The organism is Neisseria lactamica (assembly GCF_901482445.1).
In the GTDB taxonomy this organism is placed as follows: domain Bacteria; phylum Pseudomonadota; class Gammaproteobacteria; order Burkholderiales; family Neisseriaceae; genus Neisseria; species Neisseria lactamica.
The window spans coordinates 1227575-1254535 of the sequence record NZ_LR590477.1 but is presented as its reverse complement, the minus strand read 5'-3'; the positions used below and the strand labels follow the sequence as shown (position 1 = coordinate 1254535).

At 53.2% G+C, this 26961-nt stretch carries 22 protein-coding genes and 1 pseudogene; 18 read left to right on the top strand and 5 right to left on the bottom strand.

The features are described from left to right. Window positions 1-51 precede the first annotated feature (51 nt). From FGL10_RS06540 to FGL10_RS06505, 8 genes are all read left to right on the top strand, one after another. Entirely contained in the window at window positions 52-1284 is a 1233-nt protein-coding gene (locus FGL10_RS06540) for a multidrug effflux MFS transporter (RefSeq protein WP_138251441.1), read from the top strand. A 36-nt stretch (window positions 1285-1320) separates the two neighbouring features. Beyond that, a complete protein-coding gene (gene pheA, locus FGL10_RS06535) occupies window positions 1321-2448 on the top strand; it encodes a prephenate dehydratase (protein ID WP_115178074.1) in 1128 nt (375 codons plus the stop codon). Between the two features lie 33 nt (window positions 2449-2481). Further along, on the top strand, window positions 2482-3273 hold the full coding sequence (recO, locus tag FGL10_RS06530) for a DNA repair protein RecO (protein WP_003710418.1): 792 nt from the start codon (window positions 2482-2484) through the stop codon (window positions 3271-3273). Between the two features lie 23 nt (window positions 3274-3296). Further along, window positions 3297-4025: a pyridoxine 5'-phosphate synthase gene (gene pdxJ / locus FGL10_RS06525; protein ID WP_003710416.1), complete on the top strand. Its 729-nt coding sequence runs from the start codon at window positions 3297-3299 to the stop codon at window positions 4023-4025. A gap of 48 nt (window positions 4026-4073) precedes the next feature. Then, entirely contained in the window at window positions 4074-4451 is a 378-nt protein-coding gene (gene acpS, locus FGL10_RS06520; RefSeq protein WP_002258477.1) for a holo-ACP synthase, read from the top strand. 73 nt (window positions 4452-4524) lie between these two features. Further along, window positions 4525-5337 (top strand): NUDIX domain-containing protein, encoded by an 813-nt coding sequence (locus tag FGL10_RS06515; RefSeq protein ID WP_003710411.1) that lies wholly within the window; start codon window positions 4525-4527, stop codon window positions 5335-5337. Beyond that, entirely contained in the window at window positions 5330-5752 is a 423-nt protein-coding gene (locus FGL10_RS06510; RefSeq protein WP_003710410.1) for a hypothetical protein, read from the top strand. Before FGL10_RS06515 ends, FGL10_RS06510 begins: the two co-directional genes overlap by 8 nt. A gap of 48 nt (window positions 5753-5800) precedes the next feature. Beyond that, complete coding sequence (locus FGL10_RS06505) at window positions 5801-6943, top strand: THUMP domain-containing class I SAM-dependent RNA methyltransferase (RefSeq protein ID WP_003710408.1); 1143 nt, start codon at window positions 5801-5803, stop codon at window positions 6941-6943. A gap of 57 nt (window positions 6944-7000) precedes the next feature. Here FGL10_RS06505 and FGL10_RS06500 read toward each other — a convergent pair whose 3' ends face one another. Then, on the bottom strand, window positions 7001-8251 hold the full coding sequence (locus tag FGL10_RS06500; RefSeq protein ID WP_036475168.1) for an N-acetylmuramoyl-L-alanine amidase: 1251 nt from the start codon (window positions 8249-8251) through the stop codon (window positions 7001-7003). Then, a complete protein-coding gene (gene tsaE, locus FGL10_RS06495) occupies window positions 8248-8709 on the bottom strand; it encodes a tRNA (adenosine(37)-N6)-threonylcarbamoyltransferase complex ATPase subunit type 1 TsaE (RefSeq protein ID WP_002212547.1) in 462 nt (153 codons plus the stop codon). Before tsaE ends, FGL10_RS06500 begins: the two co-directional genes overlap by 4 nt. 186 nt (window positions 8710-8895) lie before the next feature. On the opposite strand from tsaE, the gene murI reads away from it, so the two are divergent. Next, a complete protein-coding gene (gene murI / locus FGL10_RS06485; RefSeq protein WP_036470143.1) occupies window positions 8896-9708 on the top strand; it encodes a glutamate racemase in 813 nt (270 codons plus the stop codon). A 581-nt stretch (window positions 9709-10289) separates the two neighbouring features. Here murI and fic read toward each other — a convergent pair. Next, complete coding sequence (gene fic, locus FGL10_RS06480) at window positions 10290-11399, bottom strand: protein adenylyltransferase Fic (RefSeq protein WP_003710400.1); 1110 nt, start codon at window positions 11397-11399, stop codon at window positions 10290-10292. A 198-nt stretch (window positions 11400-11597) separates the two neighbouring features. Between fic and FGL10_RS13090 the strand changes: the two are divergent. The 3 genes and pseudogenes from FGL10_RS13090 to tbpA form a co-directional block, all read left to right on the top strand. After that, window positions 11598-11714 (top strand): annotated as a pseudogene (locus FGL10_RS13090) (Fic family protein); the annotation flags it as partial. A gap of 387 nt (window positions 11715-12101) precedes the next feature. Further along, window positions 12102-14228, top strand: coding sequence for a transferrin-binding protein-like solute binding protein (locus FGL10_RS06475; protein ID WP_036475167.1), 2127 nt, complete (start codon window positions 12102-12104; stop codon window positions 14226-14228). A gap of 86 nt (window positions 14229-14314) precedes the next feature. After that, entirely contained in the window at window positions 14315-17062 is a 2748-nt protein-coding gene (gene tbpA / locus FGL10_RS06470; RefSeq protein ID WP_036475165.1) for a transferrin-binding protein TbpA, read from the top strand. 1008 nt (window positions 17063-18070) lie between these two features. Here tbpA and FGL10_RS06460 read toward each other — a convergent pair. Next, window positions 18071-19213, bottom strand: coding sequence for an extracellular solute-binding protein (locus FGL10_RS06460; protein WP_002224944.1), 1143 nt, complete (start codon window positions 19211-19213; stop codon window positions 18071-18073). Window positions 19214-19515: 302 nt separating this feature from the next. Here FGL10_RS06460 and rpsT point away from each other — a divergent pair, with 302 nt between their 5' ends. The 5 genes from rpsT to FGL10_RS06435 all read left to right on the top strand — a co-directional run bounded on the left by rpsT (window position 19516) and on the right by FGL10_RS06435 (window position 24235). Continuing rightward, on the top strand, window positions 19516-19779 hold the full coding sequence (gene rpsT / locus FGL10_RS06455; RefSeq protein ID WP_002212556.1) for a 30S ribosomal protein S20: 264 nt from the start codon (window positions 19516-19518) through the stop codon (window positions 19777-19779). Window positions 19780-19962: 183 nt separating this feature from the next. Further along, entirely contained in the window at window positions 19963-21090 is a 1128-nt protein-coding gene (locus tag FGL10_RS06450) for a phospholipase A (protein ID WP_036470148.1), read from the top strand. 142 nt (window positions 21091-21232) lie between these two features. Next, window positions 21233-21934 carry a DUF502 domain-containing protein gene (locus FGL10_RS06445; RefSeq protein ID WP_036475161.1) on the top strand — a complete coding sequence of 234 codons (702 nt, stop codon included), beginning with the start codon at window positions 21233-21235 and terminating at the stop codon, window positions 21932-21934. Window positions 21935-21992: 58 nt separating this feature from the next. Next, window positions 21993-23801: an aspartate--tRNA ligase gene (gene aspS / locus FGL10_RS06440; RefSeq protein WP_003710379.1), complete on the top strand. Its 1809-nt coding sequence runs from the start codon at window positions 21993-21995 to the stop codon at window positions 23799-23801. 149 nt (window positions 23802-23950) lie between these two features. Continuing rightward, the gene (locus FGL10_RS06435) at window positions 23951-24235 is read left to right on the top strand and encodes a PepSY domain-containing protein (protein ID WP_036470138.1); all 285 of its coding nucleotides are present in this window, start codon (window positions 23951-23953) and stop codon (window positions 24233-24235) included. 81 nt (window positions 24236-24316) lie between these two features. Here FGL10_RS06435 and FGL10_RS06430 read toward each other — a convergent pair whose 3' ends face one another. Further along, window positions 24317-25339 (bottom strand): L,D-transpeptidase, encoded by a 1023-nt coding sequence (locus FGL10_RS06430; RefSeq protein WP_114935699.1) that lies wholly within the window; start codon window positions 25337-25339, stop codon window positions 24317-24319. Between the two features lie 63 nt (window positions 25340-25402). On the opposite strand from FGL10_RS06430, the gene rlmD reads away from it, so the two are divergent. After that, complete coding sequence (gene rlmD, locus FGL10_RS06425; RefSeq protein ID WP_003710376.1) at window positions 25403-26734, top strand: 23S rRNA (uracil(1939)-C(5))-methyltransferase RlmD; 1332 nt, start codon at window positions 25403-25405, stop codon at window positions 26732-26734. Window positions 26735-26961 lie beyond the last annotated feature (227 nt).

Sequence of the window (26961 nt, the reverse complement as noted above, 5' to 3'; positions counted from 1 at the left end):
TATTGTGTTTTCCGCCGCCGGGCGGTTTGTTTGCGAATCGGACGAGAATTTATGCCTTCTGCCCATTATCCTGAGATGAACGAAAAACTGATGGCGGTTCTGATGGCGATGCTGGTCGCGCTGATGCCGTTTTCCATCGATGCCTACCTGCCGGCGATTCCCGAAATGGCGCAATCGCTGGGCGCGGATGTCCACCGTATCGAACAGAGCCTGAGTGTGTTTATGTTCGGTACGGCGTTCGGACAGGTAGTCGGCGGCGCGGTGTCCGACATCAAGGGGCGAAAACCCGTCGCCCTGACCGGTCTGATTGTATATTGCCTTGCCGTTGCTGCCATCGCATTTGCCTCAAGTGCCGAGCAGCTCCTCAATCTGCGCGTCGTGCAGGCATTCGGCGCGGGTATGACTGTGGTCATCGTCGGCGCGATGGTGCGCGATTATTATTCCGGACGCAAAGCCGCGCAGATGTTTGCCCTTATCGGCATCATTCTGATGGTTGTGCCGCTTGCCGCGCCTATGGCCGGCGCGGTATTGCAGAGTTTGGGCGGCTGGCAGGCGATTTTCGTTTTTTTGGCGGCTTATTCGCTGGTGCTGCTTGCACTGGTGCAGCATTTCCTGCCCAAGCCCGCCGCCGGCGGCAAAATCGGACGGGACGTGTTCGGATTGGTAGCTGGGCGGTTCAAACGTGTTTTGCAAACACGCGCCGCGATGGGTTATCTGTTTTTTCAGGCATTCAGCTTCGGTTCGATGTTTGCTTTTTTGACCGAATCGTCTTTTGTGTACCGGCAGCTTTACCGCGTTACGCCGCACCAATACGCCTGGGTGTTCGCGCTCAATATCATCACGATGATGTTTTTCAACCGTATTACCGCGTGGCGGCTCAAAACCGGCGCGCATCCGCAAAGCATCCTGCTGTGGGGGATTGTCGTCCAGTTTGCCGCCAACCTGTCCCAACTCGCCGCCGTGCTGTTTTGGGGGCTGCCGCCGTTTTGGCTGCTGGTCGCGTGCGTGATGCTTTCGGTCGGTACGCAGGGCTTGGTCGGCGCGAACACGCAGGCGTGTTTTATGTCTTATTTTAAGGAGGAGGGCGGCAGCGCAAATGCCGTGTTGGGCGTGTTCCAATCCTTAATCGGCGCGGGCGTGGGTATGGCGGCGACCTTCTTGCACAACGGTTCGGCAACCGTGATGGCGGCAACGATGGCGGCATCCACCTCTTGCGGCATCGCGCTTTTGTGGCTTTGTTCGCGCAAGGCGTGGAAGGAAAACGAAAAAAGTGAATACTTGTAAACCGATGCCGTCTGAAACCGCTTCAGACGGCATTTGATGTTAGAATGCACGGCAAACCACCGTTCAGGCGAAATTATGTCCCAAACTATCGACGAACTCCTCATCCCTCACCGCAACGCCATCGACAGCATCGATGCGGAAATCCTGCGCCTGCTCAACGAACGCGCGCAACACGCGCACGCCATCGGCGAACTGAAAGGCACGGGCGCGGTATACCGCCCGGAGCGCGAAGTCGCCGTTTTGCGCCGCATTCAGGGTTTGAACAAAGGCCCGCTGCCCGACGAATCCGTCGCCCGCCTGTTCAGGGAAGTGATGAGCGAGTGCCTCGCCGTCGAACGCCCGCTGACCATCGCCTATCTGGGGCCGCAGGGCACGTTTACCCAGCAGGCGGCAATCAAACATTTCGGACACGCCGCGCATACAATGGCGTGTCCGACCATAGACGACTGCTTCAAACAGGTTGAAACGCGTCAGGCGGATTATCTGGTCGCCCCCGTGGAAAATTCGACCGAAGGCTCGGTCGGCCGCACGTTAGACCTGCTTGCCGTTACCGCGTTGCAGGCTTGCGGCGAAGTCGTCTTGCGCATACACCACAACCTTCTGCGTAAAAACAGCCACAGCACCGAAGGCATCGCCAAAGTCTTTTCCCACGCGCAGGCGTTGGCGCAGTGCAACGACTGGTTGGGCAGACACCTGCCCAACGCCGAACGGATTGCCGTGTCCAGCAATGCCGAAGCCGCAAGGCTGGTTGCCGAATCGGAAGACGGTACGGTTGCCGCCATCGCCGGACGCACGGCGGCGGAAATTTACGGACTCAGCCCCGTTGCCGAGTGCATCGAAGACGAGCCGAACAACACCACGCGCTTCTTGGTGATGGGTCATCATGAAACCGGTGCAGCCGGCAACGACAAAACCTCGTTGGTCGTTTCCGCACCCAACCGGGCAGGCGCGGTTGCCTCGCTGCTGCAACCGCTGACCGAGTCGGGTATTTCCATGACCAAGTTTGAGAGCCGTCCGAGCAAATCTGTTTTGTGGGAATACCTGTTCTTTATCGATATCGAGGGACACCGGACGGATGACAAGGTTCAGACGGCATTAAAACAGTTGGGCGGGCGCGCTTCGTTCGTCAAAATCATCGGTTCGTATCCGGCCGCCGTTTTGTAGCGGCGGCAGCGTTCAGACGGCATTTCAGGCATTATGTCCGAACACCGAATCAACCACGAACCCGTTTTCCTGTTGGCTTCCTCGCCCTGGCGCGAAAGCAGCCTGCGGGTTGAAGCATTCAGCCGCCGTTACGGGCGTGTGGCTTTGCTGGCGCGCAGCGCGCGCAAAAGGCAGAGCGAGCTGCGCGGCGTATTGGTGCCGTTCGTCCCCGTCAGCGTGTCGTGGTACGGCAGTCAGGAACTCAAAACCCTTCACCGCGCCGAATGGGTCGGCGGTTGGCGGCAGCCTCAGGGTAGGGCGTTGTTTGGCGGATTGTATGTGAACGAGCTGGTTTTGAAACTGACCGCCCGCGAAGATCCGGTGCCCGAGTTATACGACGCATTGGCGGAAGTCATGGAGGCAGTCTGCTGCAAAGCCGCTTATATCGGCGACTTGCGCCGTTTCGAGTGGCGGCTGCTGAACCTGTTGGGCGTTGCCCCCGATTTGAACCGCGACGGGGACGGCGGAACGATTGCGGCAGGCGGCACATACCTTGTCCGCCCGGAAACAGCCGTCTTCCCCGTCGGAAAAGGATTTGCCGTACCGCCGCACGCCGCCGGCGTTACCGCCCCCGGGCAGAGCCTGATTGATTTGCGGGCGGGCAGCTTCGGCAGCGGGCAAAGCCTTCAGGACGCATTGAAAATCACACGGCTTTTTATCCGCCACCTGTTGCCCGAGGGGCTGAAATCGCGGCAGGTATTGGAACAGATACGGCAGTTTGACCGCAAAGAAACCGCCCGGGAAACCGTCCCGACTTCGGACGGCACGGCTTCAAATGCCGTCTGAAGGCAGAAATAAAAGGAAAGATTATGCTTTTAGGTGTCAACATCGACCACATCGCTACCGTCCGCAATGCGCGCGGCACGACTTATCCCAGCCCCGTGGAGGCGGCACTGGTTGCCGAAACGCACGGTGCGGATCTGATTACCATGCACCTGCGCGAAGACCGCCGCCACATTAAAGACGCGGATGTGTCCGCCGTCAAAAACGCCATCCGCACGCGCCTGAACCTTGAAATGGCGCTGACGGAAGAAATGCTCGAAAACGCGCTTAAAGTGATGCCGCAAGATGTGTGCATCGTGCCTGAAAAACGTCAGGAAATCACGACCGAAGGCGGCTTGGACGTGTTGGCGCAACAAGACAAAATTGCCGGGTTTACCAAAATCCTGACCGACGCAGGCATACGCGTGTCCTTGTTTATCGATGCGGACGACAGGCAAATCCAAGCCGCCTATGATGTCGGCGCGCCCGTTGTCGAGCTGCACACCGGCGCATACGCCGACGCGCGCAGCCACGCCGAACAAATCAGGCAGTTCGAGCGCATCCAAAACGGCGCGCATTTTGCCGGCGATTTGGGCTTGGTCGTCAATGCCGGACACGGTCTGACCATACACAACGTTACCCCCATCGCCCAAATCCTCGCCATCCGCGAGCTGAACATCGGGCATTCGCTGATTGCGCAGGCACTTTTCCTCGGATTGCCCGAGGCCGTGCGCCAGATGAAAGAAACCATGTTCCGTGCAAGAATGCTGCCGTAAGGCAGGCAAACCGTTTCAGACGGCATTTCACGACAAAGGAGCGCAAATATGATTTACGGCATCGGCACAGATATTGTTTCCCTCAAGCGCATCATCCGCTTAAACAAAAAATTCGGACAGGCGTTTGCCGGGCGCATCCTCACTCCCGAAGAGCTGCTTGAATTCCCTCAGGCGGGCAAACCCGTCAACTACCTTGCCAAACGCTTTGCCGCCAAAGAAGCCTTCGCCAAAGCCGTCGGTACGGGCATACGCGGCGCGGTTTCCTTCCGCAACATCGGCATCGGGCACGACGCATTGGGCAAACCCGAATTTTTCTATGCTCCCGCACTGTCCGAATGGCTGGAGGAACAAGGCATACGCCACGTTAATTTGAGTATGGCGGATGAAGGCGATACGGTATTGGCGTTTGCCGTTGCCGAAAAATAAGGCGGCAGCCGCCGGGCCGGATTGACCGCTCCGGCCTTTTCTAATGTTCGGAAAAACCTTTCCCATCTTTCCTATGACCCGAGACACCCGCCCCCTTATCCGCGTCGTTGCCGGCATCCTGCTCAACCGGGACGGCGACTACCTGCTCAGTTCCCGCCCCGAAGGCAAGCCCTATGCCGGATATTGGGAATTTGCCGGCGGCAAGGTCGAAGCGGGCGAAACCGACTTCCAAGCCCTGCAACGCGAGTTTGAAGAAGAACTCGACATCCGCATCCTCGCCGCCACGCCTTGGCTGACCAAAATCCATTCCTACGAACACGCCCGCGTCTGCCTGAAATTCCTATGGGTCAACTCCGATCAATGGACGGGCGAACCGCAATCCCGCGAAGGGCAGGAATGGTCTTGGCAGAAGGCGGGCGATTTTACCGTTGCCCCTATGCTGCCCGCCAACGGCGCGCTTTTGCGTTCGTTGTCCGTTCCGCGCCGTTTGTACGGCAGCCTGAAAACGGGTTTGCACGGTGAAAACAGTATGGGCGCGTACCGCGTCGTTCCGTTTGATCCGGCCGGCATGCGCGATGCAAACGTTTTGGTCGGCGCAGATTGGCGGCAGACGGAAACAGCCGGAACAGGGCAAAGCGTGTGGGCGGAGGTGGAAACGCAAACCCAATGGTGTCAGGCGCAGGAAAAGGGCGCGGATGTCGTCGTGTGGCGCGTGTGCAATGATGTTCAGGCACAAGAGGCGGCAGAAGCCCTGCGGCAGGGCGTATCCGTTCCGCTCGTACTTGCCGCAAACGGACAGACGGTTGCACGTTATGGGAAACTGTGGCTCGGATTGGGGGCGCACGCGGTGGTAAGGGACGAAACAATAGGGGAGAACCATGAATAAAAACCGCAAATTATTGTTTGCCGCATTGCTGCTGCTTGCCTTTGCCGCCTTCAAGCTCGTGTTGTTGCAATGGTGGCAGGCGCAGCAGCCGCAAGCCGTGGCGGCGCAATGCGATTTGACCGAAGGTTGTACGCTGCCGGACGGAAGCCGTGTCCGCGCCGCCGCCGTTTCAACCAAAAAACCGTTTGATATTTATATCGAACACGCGCCCGCCGGCACGGAACAGGTCAGCATCAGCTTCAGTATGAAAAATATGGATATGGGGTTCAACCGCTATATGTTCGAGCGGCAACCGTCGGGGAATTGGCAGGCAGTACGCATCCGCCTGCCCGTCTGTGTCGAAGGCAGGCGCGATTTTACGGCGGACATTACAATCGGCAGTCGGACATTTCAGACGGCATTTACCGCCGAATAAACCTTTCAATCCGCCATTGCCGGAACATCCGTCCGGAAAGGACACGCTATGAATACTTTATATACACTTTTCGCCACCTGCCCGCGCGGCTTGGAAACCGTTTTATCTCAAGAACTCGGAAGCCTCGGCTGTACCGATGTTCAAGCGTTTGACGGCGGCGTTTCCTGCCGGGGCGGATTGGAACAGACCTACGCCGCCAACCTGCACTCGCGCACCGCCGGCCGTATCCTGCTGCGTCTGACCAAAGGGACATACCGCAATGAGCGCGACATTTACAAACTTGCCAAAAACATTAACTGGTTTAATTGGTTTACCTTGCAGCAGACGTTCAAAGTCAAAGTCGAGGCAAAACGCGCCAACGTCAAAAGCCTCCAATTTGTCGGTTTGACCGTCAAAGATGCCGTCTGCGACGCTTTCCGCGACATTTACGACGCACGTCCGAGCGTGGACAAAGCCGCGCCCGATGTCCGTATCCATGTTTTTTTGGATGAGCGCCACGTCGAGGTTTTTATCGACACTTCGGGCGAAGCCCTGTTCAAACGCGGTTACCGGCAGGATACCGGAGAAGCCCCGCTGCGCGAAAATCTTGCCGCCGGACTGCTGCTCTCGGCAGGCTACGACGGCACGCAGCCGTTTCAAGATCCGTTTTGCGGCAGCGGCACGATTGCTATCGAAGCCGCTTGGATTGCCGCCCGCCGCGCACCGGGTATGATGCGCCGCTTCGGTTTTGAAAAACTGCAAAATTTCGATAAAACGCTGTGGGCGGATTTGCGCCGCCGCGCCGAAGCGCAGGTCAAACCCGCTTTTGCACCGATTTCGGGCAGCGACAACGACCGCCGCATCGTTCAGACGGCATTGGCCAACGTACGCAGTGCCGGGGTGGACGACATCGTTTCCTTCAGCGTTGCCGACGCGCAGTCCGTCCGACCGAACGGCGAAAACGGCATTATGGTGTCCAATCCGCCCTACGGCGTACGCCTTGAGGAAGTCCGTGCTTTGCAGGCACTGTATCCGCAGTTGGGGACGTGGTTGAAAAAACACTATGCCGGCTGGCGGGTCGGTATGTTTACCGGCGACAGGGAAATGCCCAAATTCATGCGCCTGTCGCCCAAGCGGAAAATCCCGCTTTATAACGGCAACATCGACTGCCGCCTGTTCCTGATTGATATGGTGCAGGGATCGAACCGTTGAGGAAAATGTACAAAAATGCCGTCTGAAAAATGTTCAGACGGCATTTATTTTTCGGAATCAACCCCGCTTCAATACGGATGTATTGAGGTAGCGTTGGACACCCGAGGCAATGGATTGGGCGCACTGCCGGCGGAAGGATTCGCTGCCCAGCAGCTTCTCTTCGGCAGGATTGGACAGGAAGGCGGTTTCGACCAGGATAGACGGCATATCGGGCGCGCGCAAAACGGCGAAATTGGCTTCGTCCACCCTGCCTTTGTGCAAGTGGTTGAGCCTGCCCAATTCTTCAAGCACCAGTTTGCCGAGTTTGCGGCTGTCGCGCAGTGTGGCGGTTTGGGTCATATCGAGCAGGGCGGTATCGACGTTGCGGTTGCCGCTGGTCGGTACGCCGCCGACCGCGTCGGCATTGTTTTGCGTCTGTTCCAAGAATTTGGCGGCAGAGCTGGTCGCGCCTTTGGTGTTCAGCATATAAACCCCTGTGCCGCGCGCGGAGGGGCTGGTGAAAGCGTCGGCGTGGATGGAGACGAATACGTCCGCCCGCCGTGCGCGCCCTTTGGCGACACGCACGCCCAATGGGATGAACACGTCTTCGTTGCGCGTCATAAAGACGTTGTAACCCAAGGCTTCCAATTGTTTTTTGGTTTCGCGGGCGATGGAGAGGACGACGTGTTTTTCCTGCAAGCCGCCCGAGCTGACGGCGCCGGGGTCTTCGCCGCCGTGTCCGGGGTCGATCATAATGACGGGCCTGCGCCCGTTTCTGCCGCGCCCGGGTTGGGGCGTGGTGTTTTGGGCGAGGTCGGCTTCCGGAGAGCCGCGCCGGGTTTTGTTCGGGCTGCCGTTAAGCAGCGCCATCATCGGATCGTCGGCATCCATCCCTTGCGGATAGAGATCGACGACGAGGCGGTTTTTAAAGCCGCCGACGGGGGGGAGGGAAAAAACTTGCGCGTAGGAAGGCTGTTTCAAATCGATGACGAGGCGGACGGTGTCGGGCGTGTTCTGACCCGCGCGTATGCTGCGGATAAAGGGGTCGTCCGCCATAACCTTCTGAGACAGTCCGTGCAATACGGTATTGATGTTTGCGTTTTGTATGTCGACGACCAGCCTGCCCGGGTTGTCGAGCGCGAAGTGCTGGTATTTGAGCGCGGTTGTGCTTTCCAGCGTCAGGCGGGTGTAGGTGTGCGACGGCCATATCCGTGCGGCGGTGAATTGTGGTGCGCGCACGGTTTTGGCAACGGCGGATGCGATGGGGCTTAGGGCGAACAGTGTGCCGGCGGTGCGGCGGATGATTTGTCTTCGTGTCAGTTTGGTCATAGCGGCAGGCTTTCGCGTCCTCGTTCGGTATGGGCGGTCAGCAGGCATTTTCTGCCGCCGCCGTCGTGTGTCAATGTTGCGGTGATGTCGGCGGGCGGCGTAAATTCCCCGCCCTGTTGCGGCCATTCAATCAGGCAGACGCTGTTTGCGGCAAACAGTTCGTCAAGCCCCGCGTCTTCCCATTCTTCGGGGAACGAGAAGCGGTAGAGGTCGAAATGATGCAGCGTGAAACGTTCCAGCGGATAAGATTCGACGATGGCGTAGGTCGGGCTTTTGACTGCGCCCTGATGACCCAATCCGCGCAGGATGCCGCGTGTCAGCGTGGTTTTCCCCGCACCCAAATCCCCTTCGAGGTAAATGACCAGCGGTGCGTTTAAACGGGAAGACCACGCCGCGCCCAAATCGAGTGTGGCGGCTTCGTCGGCAAGGAATCGGGAAACGGGGGGAAAATCAGGCATAGGGGCTTTACAACTTTTATGTGGCGGATCGGAGGGGCAGGCGGTCGGCAAACCGTGCGCCCGGCGGCATTGCCGTACATTATAACAGCCAAATCCGCATCCTGCTTTCAGACGGCAACGGCTGTCAAGAAAAAGCGGCGCGTGTACAATACGCGGATTGTATGTTTAGGACAGATTGGAAAAAGGATGGAAAATATCGGCAGGCAGCGACCCATCGGCGTTTTTGACTCGGGAATCGGCGGTTTGACCAATGTGCGCGCACTGATGGAGCGGCTGCCGATGGAGAACATCATTTATTTCGGCGACACGGCGCGCGTGCCTTACGGGACGAAATCTAAGGCGACCATCGAAAATTTCTCGATGCAGATTGTCGATTTTTTATTGGAACACGATGTCAAGGCGATGGTTATCGCGTGCAATACGATTGCGGCGGTGGCGGGGCAGAAAATCCGTCAAAAGACGGGCAATATGCCTGTGTTGGACGTGATTTCCGCCGGTGCGAAAGCTGCGCTGGCAACGACGCGCAACAATAAAATCGGCATTATCGCCACCAATACGACAGTTAACAGCAATGCTTATGCGCGCGCCATCCACAGGAGCAACCCTGATACGCTCGTCCGCACGCAGGCTGCGCCGCTGCTTGTCCCTTTGGTGGAAGAGGGCTGGCTGGAACACGAAGTTACCCGCCTGACCGTATGCGAATACCTCAAACCATTGCTTGCAGACGGCATCGATACGCTGGTGTTGGGCTGCACGCACTTTCCCTTGCTCAAACCCTTAATCGGCAGGGAGGCGGGCAATGTCGCGCTGGTCGATTCCGCGATTACGACTGCCGAAGAAACCGCACGCGTCCTTGCACAGGAAGGGTTGCTCAATACCGACAACAACAATCCCGACTACCGTTTTTACGTTAGCGATATTCCTTTGAAATTCAGAACCATCGGCGAGCGTTTTCTGGGCAGGACGATGGAGCAGATTGAAATGGTGTCTTTGGGGTAGCGGCAGGTACGGACGGAAACCGTCCCCGTCCGCGCCATCCGCATACGCACCCGCAACGCCCTGCCGTATTAAACGCCCCGTCTCCGCAAATGCCGTCTGAAAGGCTTCAGACGGCATTTTTTACACAACTCCCACCGTTTCCCATCCTTTTCGATACACTGTAATCTCGAAACCCGTCATTCCCGCGCAGGCGGGAATCCAGTCCGTTCGGTTTCGGTTTTTTTTTGGCTGTGTTTTAACGATGTGTTGATATTTAATTTTAGAAAGGTAGCTATTTAATAGTTACCTTTTCTTATTTAAAAATAGCTTTCTCAAATTCCATTAACGCCTCAATACGATATGCAGAGGCTCTATCGAAATTAAGTTTCAACATTTTGTTTATTAAACATTTTATTTTAGCCATTTTTCAATATACCCCCAAATATACCCCCAATTTGCACAAGTCAAAATTTTAGGCAGGGGTTTTGTTGCTCCCATGATACGCGGGCGGATGCCGGCTTTTCGCGGGGGAAATACAAGGGGTCCCGGTTCGGGTGTCAAAATCCCTGTTTCGTGTTAGTCATGTGGGGATGAAGAGGGGGTTAGAATGAAGTAAAGCTGTTTCCCTCTCCCCGCAATAGTTCCATTAGGCGCGGATGAATGAATAGTTTGTCCCTGCCGATGGCGATTTCTTGCAGCACACCTATGTCTGAAAGCTCTTTCAGGTACTTAGAGGCCGTCTGCCGTTTGGCTATCCCTGCCGCTTCTAGGTTGGCAATGCGTGTATATGGCTGCTCAAACAGAAGATTTACCAGTTCGTGCGTGTAGATTCCTTGTGCGTGTGTCCGTATGTGTTGCCGTGTCTGCTCGAACAGGCAGCGTATCGCATCTATTTTCGATACCGTCCAATCGGCGGTGTCGGCTACGCCGTCTAAGATGTAGATTATCCAGCTTTCCCAATCCTGCCGTTCGGTTACGCCTAACAGCAGGCGGTAATAGTCCGCCCTGTTTTCGATGATGTAGCGGCTCAAGTACAGAATCGGCAAATCCAAAAGCCCTTTTTCAATCAATAGCAGGCTGTTCAATATGCGCCCCGTCCGCCCGTTGCCGTCCGTAAACGGGTGGATGGCTTCAAATTGGTAATGTGCCGCCGCCATGATGATAAGCGGGTCTAAATCGCCGCTTTCGTGAATAAACCGCTCCCAATTTGCCAGCTTGCCGCGTATGGTTTCTTCTCCTTCGGGCGGGGTATAGACAACATTTCCGCTGTTGCCTCCTTTTAGGGCTGTGCCGCCTGTTTTGCGGATGGCCATTTCGTAGGGGTGCTTGATGGCGTTGCAGACCATGATGGCGGTTTGTGTGCATAAAGGGCGGCTCGTCAGTGATTCATAGCCTGCAAACAGGGCGGTGCGGTATTGCAGGGCTTCTTTCGTGGCAGGGTCTTGCCGTTCCGTATCCATTTGCAGGGATTGAAACAGCTTGTCCGTTGTGGTTACGATGTTTTCAATTTCCGAACTTGCACGGGCTTCCATAACAGGAAGGGTGTTAATCAGCATGGCTTGATTCGGTATCAATTCTGCCGCCTGCTTTAAACGGGCAAGGGATGCACGGGCGGCTATACAACGTTTCAGGATGGTTTTGCTTTCAATATCCTGTTTTGGCGGCAGGGGTGGTAAATCGTTATAGGGAATATCGGGTTTCCAGTTGCTCATGTTTAAAATTTCGGAAAATTTAAAGATGTTTCCAGTATATGTTTACGCCGTGTATATATCAAGGATATATGTTTAAAAATTTGGCTTTTGTAAATATATGGGCGGTAAACCGCCCGCAAAAGTCAATTTGCATGGGGTTAATTCAAAATCCGCCCTTCATCTGCCCGCTCCCCTAAAAAAAACCGTATATATATATAACTGTCCGCATTCTATCGCTCCGGCGACGATACCCATATTTCCAAGTTTGTGTATCAAAATTGTATATCGGGCATAGACTATTTCGGCGAGGACGAAGATATAGATTTCCACGATTGAATACATGGAAGCCAAGTACGTCTATCAACACTATATTAAAACACAGCCTTTTTTTTGAGGTTTCGGGTAACTTCTAAACCGTCATTCCCGCGAAAACAGAAAATCAAAAACAGAAACCTCAAATCCCGTCATTCCCGCGCAGGCGGGAATCCAGACATTCAATGCTAAGGCAATTTATCGGAAATGACTGAAACTCAAAAAACTAGATTCCCACTTTCGTGGGAATGACGGGATATAGGTTTCCGTGCGGACGCGTTCGGATTTACGACTGCGCGGGAATGACGGGATTTTGGTGTATTCCCTAAAAAAAATAAAAAAGCATTTGCAAATTTGTTAAAAATAAATAAAATAATAATCTTTATCATTATTTAATTGAATTGGGTTTATATGAACAATCCGTTAGTGAATCGGGCGGCTATGGTGTTGCCTGTGTTTTTGTTGAGTGCCTGTCTGGGCGGCGGCGGCAGCTTCGATCTTGATTCTGTCGATACCGAAGCCCCGCGTCCCGCGCCAAAGTATCAAGATGTTTCTTCCGAAAAGCCGAAAGCCCAAAAAGACCAAGGCGGATACGGTTTTGCGATGAGGTTGAAACGGAGGAATTGGTATTCTCAGGCAAAAGAAGACGAGGTTAAACTGAACGAGAGTGATTGGGAGGCGACAGGATTGCCGACAGAACCCAAGGAACTCCCTAAACGGCAAAAATCGGTTATTGAAAAAGTAGAAACAGACAGCGACAGCAATATTTATTCTTCCCCCTATCTCACGCAATCAAACCATCAAAACGGCAACACTGGCAACGGTATAAACCAACCTAAAAATCAGGCAAAAGATTACGAAAATTTTAAATATGTTTATTCCGGCTGGTTTTACAAACACGCTAAACGAGAGTTTAACTTAACGGGAGAACATAAAAGTGCAAAAACCGGCGACGACGGCTATATCTTTTATCACGGCAAAGAACCTTCCCGACAACTTCCCGCTTCTGGAAAAATTATCTATAAAGGTGTGTGGCATTTTGCGACCGATACAAAAAAGGGTCAAAAATTTCGTGAAATTATCCAACCTTCAAAAAATCAAGGCGACAGGTATAGCGGATTTTCGGGTGATGACGGCGAGGAATATTCCAATAAAAATGAAACGACTTTACAAAGCGGTCACGAGGGTTATGGTTTTACCTCGAATTTACAAGTGGATTTCGACAATAAGAAATTGACAGGTAAATTAATACGCAATAATGCGAACCAAAATAATACTAATAATGACAAACATACCACCCAATACTACAGCCTTGATGCGACGCTTAAGGGAAACCGCTTTAGCGGAAAAGCGGAAGCAACCGACAAACCCGGCAACGGCGAAACCAAACAACATCCCTTTGTTTCCGACTCGTCTTCTTTGAGCGGCGGCTTTTTCGGCCCGAAGGGTGAGGAATTGGGTTTCCGCTTTTTGAGCGACGATAAAAAAGTTGCGGTTGTCGGCAGCGCGAAAACCAAAGACAAAACGGAAAATGGCGCAGCGGCTTCAGGCGGCGCAGGTGCGGCAGCATCAGGCGGTGTGGCAGATATGCCGTCTGAAAACGGTAAGCTGACCACGGTTTTGGATGCGGTCGAGCTGACGCACGGCGGCAAAGCAATCAAAAATCTCGACAACTTCAGCAACGCCGCCCAACTGGTTGTCGACGGCATTATGATTCCGCTCCTGCCCGAGGCTTCCGAAAGTGGGAATACCAATCAAGGTACAAACGGCGGAACAGCCTTTACCCGCAAATTTGCCCACACGCCGAAAAGCGATGAAAAAGACACCCAAGCAGGTACGGCGGCGAATGGCGATCAAGCCGCTTCAAATACGGCAGGTGATACCAATGGCAAAACAAAAACCTATGAAGTCGAAGTCTGCTGTTCCAACCTCAATTATCTGAAATACGGGTTGCTGACGCGCAAAACTGCCGGCAATACGGGGGAAGGTGGCAACGGCAGCCCAACCGCCGCCCAAACGGGCGCGCAGAGTATGTTCCTTCAAGGCGAGCGCACCGATGAAAAAGAGATTCCAAAAGAGCAACAAGACATCGTTTATCGGGGGTCTTGGTACGGGCATATCGCCAGCAGCACAAGCTGGAGCGGCAATGCTTCCAATGCAACGAGTGGCAACAGGGCGGAATTTACTGTGAATTTCGATACGAAAAAAATTAACGGCAAGTTAACCGCTGAAAACAGGCAGGAGGCAACCTTTACCATTGAGGGAACGATTCAGGACAACGGTTTTTCCGGTACGGCGAAAACTGCTGACTTAGGTTTTGATCTCGATCAAAGCAATACCACCGGTACGCCTAAGGCATATATCACAAACGCCAAGGTGCAGGGCGGTTTTTACGGGCCCAAAGCCGAAGAAATGGGTGGATGGTTTGCTTATCCGGGCGACAAGCAGGCGCAGCCGTCCGCTTCGGGGTCAGGCGCATCAGCCGCCAACAGCGCGACCGTGGTATTCGGTGCGAAACGCCAACAGCTTGTGCAATAAGCACGGCTGCCGAACAATCGAGAATAAGGCTTCAGACGGCATCGCTCCTTCCGATGCCGTCTGAAAGCGAAGAGTAGGGAAACACTATGCAACAGCAACATTTGTTCCGATTAAATATTTTATGCCTGTCGCTGATGACCGCGCTGCCCGTTTATGCAGAAAATGTGCAAGCCGGACAAGCACAGGAAAAACAGTTGGATACCATACAGGTAAAAGCCAAAAAACAGAAAACCCGCCGCGATAACGAAGTAACCGGTTTGGGCAAATTGGTCAAAACCGCCGACACCCTCAGCAAGGAACAGGTACTCGATATCCGCGACCTGACGCGTTACGACCCCGGCATCGCCGTCGTCGAACAGGGGCGCGGCGCAAGCTCGGGCTATTCGATACGCGGTATGGACAAAAACCGCGTTTCCTTGACGGTAGACGGCTTGGCGCAAATACAGTCCTACACCGCGCAGGCGGCATTGGGCGGGACGAGGACGGCGGGCAGCAGCGGCGCAATCAATGAAATCGAGTATGAAAACGTCAAGGCTGTCGAAATCAGCAAAGGCTCAAACTCGGTCGAACAAGGCAGCGGCGCATTGGCGGGTTCGGTCGCATTTCAAACCAAAACCGCCGACGATGTTATCGGGGAAGGCAGGCAGTGGGGCATTCAGAGTAAAACCGCCTATTCCGGCAAAAACCGGGGGCTTACCCAATCCATCGCGCTGGCGGGGCGCATCGGCGGTGCGGAGGCTTTGCTGATCCACACGGGTCGGCGCGCGGGGGAAATCCGCGCCCACGAAGCCGCCGGACGCGGCGTTCAGAGCTTCAACAGGCTGGTGCCGGTTGAGGATACCAATCAGTACGCAAATTTCATTGTTGAAGAAGAATGCGAAAGCAGAAATTACGAAACGTGTAAAGCGAATCCGAAAAAAGATGTTGTCGGCAAAGACGAACGTCAAACGGTCTCTACCCGAGACTACACGGGTCCCAACCGCTTCCTTGCCGATCCGCTTTCATACGAAAGCCGATCGTGGCTGTTCCGCCCGGGTTTTCGTTTTGAAAACAAACGACACTACATCGGCGGCATACTCGAACGCACGCAACAAACTTTCGACACGCGCGATATGACGGTTCCGGCATTCCTGACCAAGGCGGTTTTTGATGAAAATAAAAAACAGGCGGGTTCTTTGTCCGGCAACGGCAAATACGCGGGCGACCACAAATACGGCGGACTGTTTACCAACGGCGAAAACGGTGCGCTGGTGGGCGCGGAATACGGTACGGGCGTGTTTTACGACGAGACGCACACCAAAAGCCGCTACGGTTTGGAATATGTCTATACCAATGCCGATAAAGACACTTGGGCGGATTATGCCCGCCTCTCTTACGACCGGCAGGGCATCGGTTTGGACAATCATTTTCAGCAGACGCACTGTTCTGCCGATGGTTCAGACAAATATTGCCGCCCGAGTGCCGACAAGCCGTTTTCCTATTACAAATCCGACCGCGTGATTTACGGGGAAAGCCACAGGCTCTTGCAGGCGGCATTCAAAAAATCCTTCGATACCGCCAAAATCCGCCACAACCTGAGCGTGAATCTCGGTTTTGACCGCTTTGGCTCTAATCTCCGCCATCAGGATTATTATTATCAAAATGCCAACCGCGCCTATTCGTCGAAAATACCCACTCAAAACGGCAATCAAAAAATCAGCCCCAACGGCAGCCAAGACAAACCCTATTGGGTCAGCATAGGCGGGGGAAATGTGGTTACGGGGCAAATTTGCCGCTTGGGCAACAATACTTATACGGACTGCACGCCGCGCAGCATCAACGGCAAAAGCTATTACGCGGCAGTTCGGGACAATGTCCGTTTGGGCAGGTGGGCGGATGTCGGCGCGGGCTTGCGCTACGACTACCGCAGCACGCATTCGGACGACGGCAGCGTTTCCACCGGAACGCACCGTACCCTGTCCTGGAACGCCGGCATCGTCCTCAAACCTGCCGACTGGCTGGATTTGACTTACCGCACTTCAACCGGCTTCCGCCTGCCGTCGTTTGCCGAAATGTACGGCTGGCGGTCGGGCGATAAAATAAAAGCCGTCAAAATCGATCCGGAAAAATCGTTCAACAAAGAAGCCGGCATCGTGTTTAAAGGCGATTTCGGCAACTTGGAGGCAAGTTGGTTCAACAATGCCTACCGCGATTTGATTGTCCGGGGTTATGAAGCGCAAATTAAAAACGGCAAAGAAGAAGCCAAAGGCGACCCGGCTTACCTCAATGCCCAAAGCGCGCGGATTACCGGCATCAATATTTTGGGCAAAATCGATTGGAACGGCGTATGGGATAAATTGCCCGAAGGTTGGTATTCTACATTTGCCTATAATCGTGTCCGTGTCCGCGACATCAAAAAACGCGCAGACCGCACCGATATTCAATCACATCTGTTTGATGCCATCCAACCTTCGCGCTATGTCGTCGGCTTGGGCTATGACCAACCGGAAGGCAAATGGGGTGTGAACGGTATGCTGACTTATTCCAAAGCCAAGGAAATCACAGAGTTGTTGGGCAGCCGGGCTTTGCTCAACGGCAACAGCCGCAATACAAAAGCCACCGCGCGCCGTACTCGCCCTTGGTATATTGTGGATGTGTCCGGTTATTACACGATTAAAAAACACTTTACCCTTCGTGCGGGCGTGTACAACCTCCTCAACCACCGCTATGTTACTTGGGAAAATGTGCGGCAAACTGCCGGCGGCGCAGTCAATCAACACAAAAATGTCGGCGTTTACAACCGATATGCCGCCCCCGGCCGAAACTACACATTTAGCTTGGAAATGAAGTTCTAAACGTCCAAACGCCGCAAATGCCGTCTGAAAGGCTTCAGACGGCATTTTTTACACAATCCCCACCGTTTTCCATCATCCTCGACAATACCGTAATCTTGAAACCCGTCATTTCCGCGCAGGCGGGAATCCAGACCGTTCGGTTTCGGTTTTTTTTGAGGTTTCGGGTAACTTCTAAACCGTCATTCCCGCGAAAGTGGGAATCTAGAACGCGGGGTTTGAGCAACTGTTTTTATCCGATAAGTTTCTGTGCGGACAGGTCTGGATTCCCGCCTGCGCGGGAATGACGTTATATTTTTCGCATTTGATAAAAAAGACCGTTTGAAATTTTTTCAGCGGACGCAAAGTTTTGCGTAAAATGCTGCTTATAAGGAACGCAAGGCGGGCGTAGGATGTGCAGCGTGGGCTTCAGCCCTCCAATCCCACCGTTTCCACCTATCCCTCCAACTCCGTCAATGTTATCCATCTTGCCCAATCCCACCGAAAACCGAAACCGCCGAATCACGCCTATTCCCCAAAAAACCTTTGATGCGGTGAAATTGGTGGGATTGGTGGGCTGAAGCCCACCCTACAGCCCACCCTACGGCTCGCTGAAATTTCGTCATTCCCGCGCAGGCGGGAATCTAAGTTTGTCGGGGCGGAAACTTATCGGATAAAACGGTTTCTTTAGATTTTACGTTCTAGATTCCCGCCTGCGCGGGAATGACGGGATGTAGGTTTCTGTGCGGACGTGTTCTAGATTCCCGCCTGCGCGGGAATGACGGGATTTCAGTTTGCGGATTGATTTGAAGTTGCAAAATCTCAACGGATCGGATTACCACTTTCGCGTTTCAAAGTTACGGCGTTATCGGAAAAACAGAAAATCAAAGCTGCGAGGATTTATTTAAAACGACCGGATTTCAACGGATCGGATTTTCGCCTGCGCGGGCATAACGGTATAAATATTTCTATTTCAATCCAATATAAAATGCCGTCCGAACGATGTTCGGACGGCATTTTTAATGCTTCAAATCAGTTGGTGCCGACTTTGATTTTCTGCCACAGGCTGACCGACAGTTTTTTCGCATCCGTACTCATTTGCGGCATCACGAAACCGTCTTTCATATCCTGCTCGTTCGGGAAGATGGAACGGGTGTTCACCAGCTCGGCAGGCATTTTTTCGCGTGCCGGTTTGCTGGCGGGGGCAAAGGTTACGGCGATGCCGTTTTTCGCCGCGATTTCGGGGTCGAGCGTGTAGTTGATGTATTTGTGGGCATTGGCGACGTTTTTCGCATCGGCCGGAATCAACCAAGACTCAATCCAGAAGCCCATACCTTTCGGTGTCAGCACTTCGATGCCGACGTTGTTTTTCACTTCTTCGGAACGTGCTTTCGCCAAGTTCAAATCGCCGCCGTTGCCTGCCGCCAGGCAGATGTCGCCGCGCGCCAGCTCGTCGATGATGGACGGGCTGAAACGTTTGACATCCGGACGGATAGACTTCAACACTTCCGCCGCCGCTTTCAAATCTTCAGGATTCGAGCCTTTGGGGTCTTTGCCCAAGTAGTTCAGCAAAATCGGGAACATTTCGCTCGGGGTGTCCCACAGGGCGATGCCGCAGGATTTCAGCTTGTGGGTGTATTCGGGTTTGAACAGCAAATCCCAGCCGTTTTCGGGCAGCTTGCCGCCCAAAAGCTCTTTGCCCTTCGCCGTAATCGCAATCGTGTTCACGCCGGAGAAATAGGGGACGGCATACTGGTTGCCCGGGTCGGCGGTTTCCAGCATTTTCAAGAGTTCGGGATCGATGTTTTTATAGTTGGGAATCAGGTCTTTGTTGACTTTTTGATACGCGCCCGCCTCGATTTGGCGCGGTAGGAAGGCGATGCCCGGCACAACCAAATCGTAACCGGATTTGCCGGTCAGCATTTTGGCTTCCAGCGTTTCATTGTTTTCGTACAAGTCGTAAGTCAGCTTCAGATTGTTGGCTTTTTTAAAGTCTTCGACCGTACTCTCGTCAACATAGTTCGACCAGTTGTAGATGTTCAGAGTATCGGTGGCAGCGGCTTCGGCATTGGCAGCAGACGCAGCGTCTGCTTGAGGTTGCACGGCGTTTTTTTCGCTGCCGCCGCAGGCTGCCAGAGACAGCGCGGCCAAAACGGCTAATACGGATTTTTTCATACGGGCAGATTCCTGATGAAAGAGGTTGGAAAAAAAGAAAACCCCGCGCCCCATAAACACCCCGGCGCAAGGTTTGGGCATTGTAAAGTAAATTTGTGCAAACTCAAAGCGATATTGGACTGATTTTCCTAAAAAATTATCCTGTTTCTAAAAGGGGAGGAAAACGTCCGCCCGATTTTGCCGTTTTTTTGCGCTGTCAGGGTGTCCGGCGGGCGGATAGAGAGAAAAGGCTTGCATATAATGTAAACCCCCTTTAAAATTGCGCGTTTACAGAATTTATTTTTCTTCCAGGAGATTCCAATATGGCAAACAGCGCACAAGCACGCAAACGTGCCCGCCAGTCCGTCAAACAACGCGCCCACAACGCTAGCCTGCGTACCGCATTCCGCACCGCAGTGAAAAAAGTATTGAAAGCAGTCGAAGCAGGCGATAAAGCTGCCGCACAAGCGGTTTACCAAGAGTCCGTCAAAGTCATCGACCGCATCGCCGACAAAGGCGTGTTCCATAAAAACAAAGCGGCTCGCCACAAAAGCCGTCTGTCTGCAAAAGTAAAAGCGCTGGCTTGATTTTTGCAAAACCGCCAAGGCGGTTTTTTATATGTAATAAGCAAAAAACCCTGAAGCCCGACGGTTTCGGGGTTTTCTGTATTGCGGGGGCAAAATTCCGAAATGGCGGAAAGGGTGCGGTTTTTTATCCGAATCCGCTATAAAATGCCGTCTGAAAACCAATATGCCGACAATGGGGTGGAGATGAATACACGGAATATGCGCTATATCCTTTTGACAGGACTGTTGCCGACGGCATCCGCTTTTGGAGAGACCGCGCTGCAATGCGCCGCTTTGACGGACAATGTTACGCGTTTGGCGTGTTACGACAGGATTTTTGCGGCACAGCTTCCGTCTTCGGCAGGGCAGGAAGGGCGGGAGTCGAAAGCCGTACTCAATCTGACGGAAACCGTCCGCAGCAGTCTGGATAAGGGCGAGGCGGTCATTGTTGTTGAAAAAGGCGGGGATGCGCTTCCTGCCGACAGTGCGGGCGAAACCGCCGACATCTATACGCCTTTGAGCCTGATGTACGACTTGGACAAAAACGATTTGCGCGGGCTGTTGGGCGTGCGCGAACACAATCCGATGTACCTTATGCCGGTTTGGTACAACAGTTCGCCCAACTATGCTCCGGGTTCGCCGACGCGCGGTACGACTGTACAGGAAAAATTCGGACAGCAGAAACGTGCGGAAACCAAATTGCAGGTTTCGTTCAAAAGCAAAATTGCCGAAGATTTGTTTAAAACCCGCGCGGATTTGTGGTTCGGCTACACCCAAAAATCCGATTGGCAGATTTACAACCAAGGCAGGAAATCCGCTCCGTTCCGCAATACCGATTACGAGCCTGAAATCTTCCTGACCCAGCCTGTGAAGGCAGACCTTCCCTTTGGCGGCAGGCTGCGTATGTTCGGTGCGGGTTTTGTCCACCAGTCCAATGGGCAAAGCCGTCCCGAATCGCGTTCGTGGAACAGGATTTACGCCGTGGCGGGGATGGAGTGGGGCAAATTGACGGTAATTCCGCGCGTGTGGGTGCGTGCGTTCGATCAGAGCGGCGATAAAAACGACAATCCCGATATTGCCGATTATATGGGGTATGGCGATGTGAAAGTTCAGTACCGTTTGAATGACAGGAAGAATGTGTATTCCGTATTGCGCTACAACCCCAAAACGGGCTACGGCGCGATTGAAGCCGCCTACACGTTTCCGATTAAGGGCAAACTCAAAGGCGTGGTACGCGGATTCCACGGTTACGGCGAGAGCCTGATCGATTACAACCACAAGCAGAACGGTATCGGTATCGGTTTGATGTTCAACGACTGGGACGGCATCTGAACCGCGTGTTCAGACGGCATATCAAGTTGTCGTGCCGTCTGAAGCCGCCGGCGGTTTGGCGGGGCGGGATAAAAAATTCGTTTGAATCCGGGCAAACGCGTATAATGTGCAGTTTGCACAAACTTTGTCGGAATCAAGCAAGATGACGGAATCTGCGGCCGAAGGCGGCAAAGCTGCCAAGGCGTTAAAAAAATATCTGATTACAGGCATTTTGGTCTGGCTGCCGATTGCGGTAACGGTTTGGGTGATTTCCTATATCGTTTCCGCGTCCGACCAGCTCGTCAACCTGCTGCCGAAGCAATGGCGGCCGCAATATGTTTTGGGGTTTAATATCCCCGGACTCGGCGTTATTGTTGCCATTGCCGTATTGTTTGTAACCGGATTATTTGCCGCCAACGTATTGGGCCGGCAGATTCTTGCCGCGTGGGACAGCCTGTTGGGGCGGATTCCGGTTGTTAAATCCATCTATTCGAGTGTGAAAAAAGTATCCGAATCGCTGCTGTCCGACAGCAGCCGTTCGTTTAAAACACCGGTACTCGTACCGTTTCCCCAATCGGGTATTTGGACAATCGCATTCGTGTCCGGTCAGGTGTCGAATGCGGTTAAGGCCGCATTGCCGCAGGACGGCGATTATCTTTCCGTGTATGTCCCGACCACGCCCAACCCGACCGGCGGTTACTATATTATGGTGAAGAAAAGCGATGTGCGCGAACTCGATATGAGCGTGGACGAAGCGTTGAAATATGTGATTTCGCTGGGTATGGTCATCCCTGACGACCTGCCCGTCAAAACATTGGCAGGACCTATGCCGTCTGAAAAGGCGGAGTTGCCCGAACAACAATAAAGCTGCCGTTCAGACGGCATTTTCTGTTTTCAGTTTAAATCAATAAAAAGGTGATTTTATGCGTACCAACTATTGCGGCCTGATCAGCGAGCAATACTTAGACCAAACCGTTACCGTCAAAGGCTGGGTACACCGCCGGCGCGACCACGGCGGTGTGATTTTTATCGACCTGCGCGACCGCGAAGGCATCGTTCAAGTCGTGATTGACCCCGACACTCCGGAAGCGTTTGCCGCTGCCGATTCCGCCCGCAACGAATACGTTTTGAGCATTACCGGCCGCGTACGCAACCGTCCCGAAGGCACGACCAATGATAAAATGATTTCCGGCAAAATCGAGATTCTTGCCAAAGAAATCGAAGTCTTGAACGCTGCCGCTACGCCGCCGTTCCAAATCGACGATGAAAACATCAGCGAAAACGTGCGCCTGACCAACCGCGTTATCGACCTGCGCCGTCCGGTGATGCAGCGCAACCTGCGCCTGCGTTACCAAGTGGCTATGGGCGTTCGCCGTTATCTGGACGCGCAAGGCTTCATCGACATTGAAACGCCGATGCTGACCCGCTCCACGCCCGAAGGCGCGCGCGACTACCTCGTGCCGAGCCGCGTCCATCCGGGCGAGTTTTTCGCGCTGCCTCAATCGCCGCAATTGTTCAAACAACTGTTGATGGTAGCCGGTTTCGACCGTTACTACCAAATCACCAAATGTTTCCGTGACGAAGACTTGCGTGCCGACCGTCAACCTGAATTCACTCAAATCGACTTGGAAACCTCGTTTTTGAACGAGGATGAAATTATGGACATCACCGAAGGTATGGCGAAACAAGTCTTCAAAGATGCTTTGAACGTAGATTTGGGTGACTTCCCACGCATGCCTTATTCTGAAGCCATGTTCTACTACGGCTCTGACAAACCGGATATGCGTATCGGCTTGAAATTTACCGAGTTGACCGACCTGATGAAAACGGAAGAATTCAAAGTCTTCCGTGGTGCAGCCGATATGAAAGGCGGCCGCGTGGTCGCCCTGCGCGTACCGAACGGCGCGAAATTCAGCCGCAAAGAAATTGACGAATACACTAAATTTGTCGGCATCTACGGCGCGAAAGGTCTGGCATACATCAAAGTAAACGATGTGGGCAACCTCTCCAACGGCGAAGACAGCGGTCTGCAATCTCCGATTGTGAAATTCCTGTCCGAAAACGCCCTGAAAGAAATCATTGCCCGTACCGGCGCGCAAAACGGCGACATCATCTTCTTCGGTGCGGACAAAACCAAAGTCGTGAACGAAGCCATCGGCGCATTGCGTATCAAAGTCGGCTTGGAACACGGCAAAGACAACGGCTACTTCACAGACGAATGGAAACCTTTGTGGGTTGTCGACTTCCCAATGTTCGAATACGACGAAGAAGCCGACCGCTACGTTGCCGTACACCATCCGTTTACCGCGCCTAAAGAAGGTCATGAAGACCTGATGGTTTCCGACCCTGCAAATTGTTTGGCACGTGCCTACGATATGGTATTGAACGGCTGGGAAGTCGGCGGCGGCTCTATCCGTATCCACCGCGCAGACGTGCAAGAGAAAGTGTTTGCCGCGCTGAAAATCAGCCCTGAAGAGCAACAAGAGAAATTCGGCTTCCTCTTGGACAACCTGAAATTCGGTGCGCCTCCTCACGGCGGCCTTGCATTCGGCCTCGACCGTCTGGTAACGCTGATGACCGGTGCCGAATCTATCCGCGACGTGATTGCCTTCCCGAAAACACAACGTGCCCAATGTCTGCTGACCAACGCGCCCAACAGCGTGGACGACAAGCAGTTGCGTGAATTGAGTTTGCGTTTGCGCCAGAAGGCAACCGAAACGAAAGAAGCATAAGGAAAACAGAGCCGTTTACGGCTCTGTTTTTTTCAGACGGCATTTACGCTTCTTAACTTCCCTCTAATTCAAACCTAATTTTGCTGTGTTTTAATGGCGGTATTAAAAAACACATCTTGTTCAATCAACCGATAAAGAAAGGACTGAAAATGAAAAAATTGTTATTGGCCGCCGTTGTTTCCCTGAGTGCCGCAGCCGCATTTGCCGGCGATTCTGCCGAGCGTCAGATTTACGGCGATCCCCATTTTGAACAAAACCGCACAAAAGCTGTGAAAATGTTGGAACAGCGCGGTTATCAGGTTCACGATGTCGATGCCGACGACCATTTGGGCAAACCTGTTTTGGAAGTGGAAGCCTATAAAGACGGCCGCGAATACGATATCGTGTTGTCTTACCCCGACCTGAAAATCATCAAAGAGCAGATCGATCGCTGATTCTTTTGATGGAAAGATGAACCAAAATGCCGTCTGAAAGACAGTTCAGACGGCATTTCGTTTTCCGGTGGGGAGGCAGGTTTAGAACAGCGAATCAAACGGTTCGGAGGCAGTGTTTTTAAAAGTTTCAGTTTCTGCCTGAGGTACGGATTCGGTAACCGGTTCGACATCGGCCGGCGGCAGGGCGGGAATGGGATGGACGATTTGAACCGGCAGTTGTTCGGCAGCTTGGGCAACCGGCTGTTCGGCAGGGTTAACCGGGGTAATTTTCGGCTTAGGTGCTTCAGCTTGGCTGTATGAAGAAGAACCCTGTATCCACGCCAGTGATTTGAGCGGCATCTTCATCTTGCCGTTTTTTCCGCAGGTCAGACAGACGGGCGCGCCGGTACGTGCTTTAAGTACGGCATCGATTTTATCGGATGCGATGGTTTTGCCCTGTGTTTTTGCCCATTGCCCGATGCTTTTTTTCAGGGAGGCGGTGTCAAGGTTGTTTTTGCCGTAAGGGTCGCGGAAGGCGGCAAGCCACAGGTTGCGATCCGCATCTTCATTGAGGCCCGCCATTTGATAGATGACGGAGGCGGGCGAGCCGCTGGCGATGGTTTTGGCAAACTCGAGCGCGTCGGGTGATTTCATGCGGACGCAGCCGTGACTCCGAACCCCGGGGACGCTGGCCGGCGCATTGGTCCCGTGTATGCCCAAACCGAGTTTCGGGTCGCCTAAGCGGACAAAAACCGGCCCCAAAGGGTTGTCCGGGCCGGCGGCTATGGTTTTTACGCCGTCGCCGCGTTCTTTCTGTATGGATTTGGGGATGTGCCAAACAGGGTTATAGGCTTTCGCCCCGATTTTATGTTCGCCTAGATTGGTTTGCGTCATCGCCCGACCTACCGCAACGGGATAAACCTTGGTCAGTTTGCCGTCGGTGTAGAGGAACAGGCGTTGCTGAGGGATGTTAATGAAGACATGTTGACCTTGTGCAACGGGGGAAACATCCGGAATGACGGTGTTTGCGTATGAAAAACCGCTTATCAATAGTGCGGCAGTGCGGCAGATTGTTTTATTCATATCAAAATATGGTGTGTGTCCGATAGGTTTTCGGCAAATCATACCTGAAACCGTACCAATTTGTGCGAAAATATGCGCTTCGGTACAGTGCGGACGGATTGAGTGATGGCAACGGAAACAAATGTCGCGGAAATTTCCGCCTTGGATTATGAAGGCAGGGGTGTGACAAAGGTCGGCGGCAAAACGGTTTTTATTAAAGGGGCATTGCCGTCTGAAAGGGTCGGTTTTCAGATTACCAAACAGAAAAAGCAGTTTGACGAAGCGGAAGCGGTAGCGATATTTAAAGTTTCGGATGAGCGTACCGTCCCGCAGTGCCGTTATTTTGAACGCTGCGGCGGCTGTTCCCTGCAACATATTTCCCCGGCGGCGCAGGTGGCGTTCAAACAAAGGATGATGGAAGAGCAGCTCGAGCGTATCGGCAAGGTCAGGCCGCAGCAGATATTGCCGCCGATTTACGGGTATGCCCGGCATTATCGGGACAGGGCGCGGTTCAGTGTGTCATTAGACAAACTATGCCGTCTGAAACTGGGGTTTCAGGCAAAGAAAACGAATGATGTGGTGGATATTTCGTCATGTATGCTTCTTCCGAAGCCGGTTTCAGACAAGCTGCCCGCCATCAGGGGGCTTTTGCAGGATTTGGCGGAAGAGGGAAGTGTTGCCCGTTTTGCCGAGTTTTATCGCGGCAGTGAAATTACCGTATTGAACATCGCGTTCAAAAGCAAACTTCGGCAGAACGAAGAAAACCGGATTCGGCAGTGGTTTGATTCGGAATTGTCGGACGGCTGGCAGGTTTGGCTGCAAATCGAAGGGGGCGTATCGCAACCGTTTTATCCCAAAACAGACAAAACATTAAAATATACATTACCTGAATTCGGCATTGAAATGCCGTTCCGTCCGGGAGATTTTACACAAATCAATACTGATACCAACCGGCTGATGGTTTCACGCGCCGTAAAAATGCTCGACATACGGCAGGGCGAAAGGATTGCCGACCTGTTTTGCGGTTTGGGCAATTTCAGTTTGCCGATGGTAAAAAGCGGGGCGGATGTGGTCGGCATCGAAGGTGCGGAAAACCTGGTCAGGCGCGCCTGGCAAAATGCACGGTTGAACGGTTGCGACGGACAGACGGATTTTATTGCTGCCAACCTCTTTGATTGCACCGAAAAGACAGTCGCCTCTTGGGGAAGGTTTGACAAAATGCTGATAGACCCGCCCAGAAGCGGTGCGTATGAAGTCGTCAAATCGCTGCATACACCCTATCTTCCGCAAAAAATCGTTTATGTATCCTGCAACCCTTCCACTTTGGCACGGGATGCGGGCGTGTTGGTTGAAAAAGGCTATATACTCAGCGGGGCAGGGATAATGAATATGTTTGCCCAGACATCTCATACCGAGTCTGTCGCTGTATTCGATTTGTTGCCGCAAACAGGAAAATAACTTTTTGAAAATCAAAGGCAAAGAATAATTAAGGAAGGGGTGTAAACAGATAGTGCCCGACAAATACATTTAAACGTATAAAACATAAAAGGTCATATGGCAAGGCTTGTGCAGAAGGCATATTGTCAAACGTTAAATTATGGTATGATTTGAAACTTACAAGTCTATTTCAGTAAATCGTTAATAATAAAAGCGGACAATTGCCGTTGTAGGCAGTCGGCTATCCG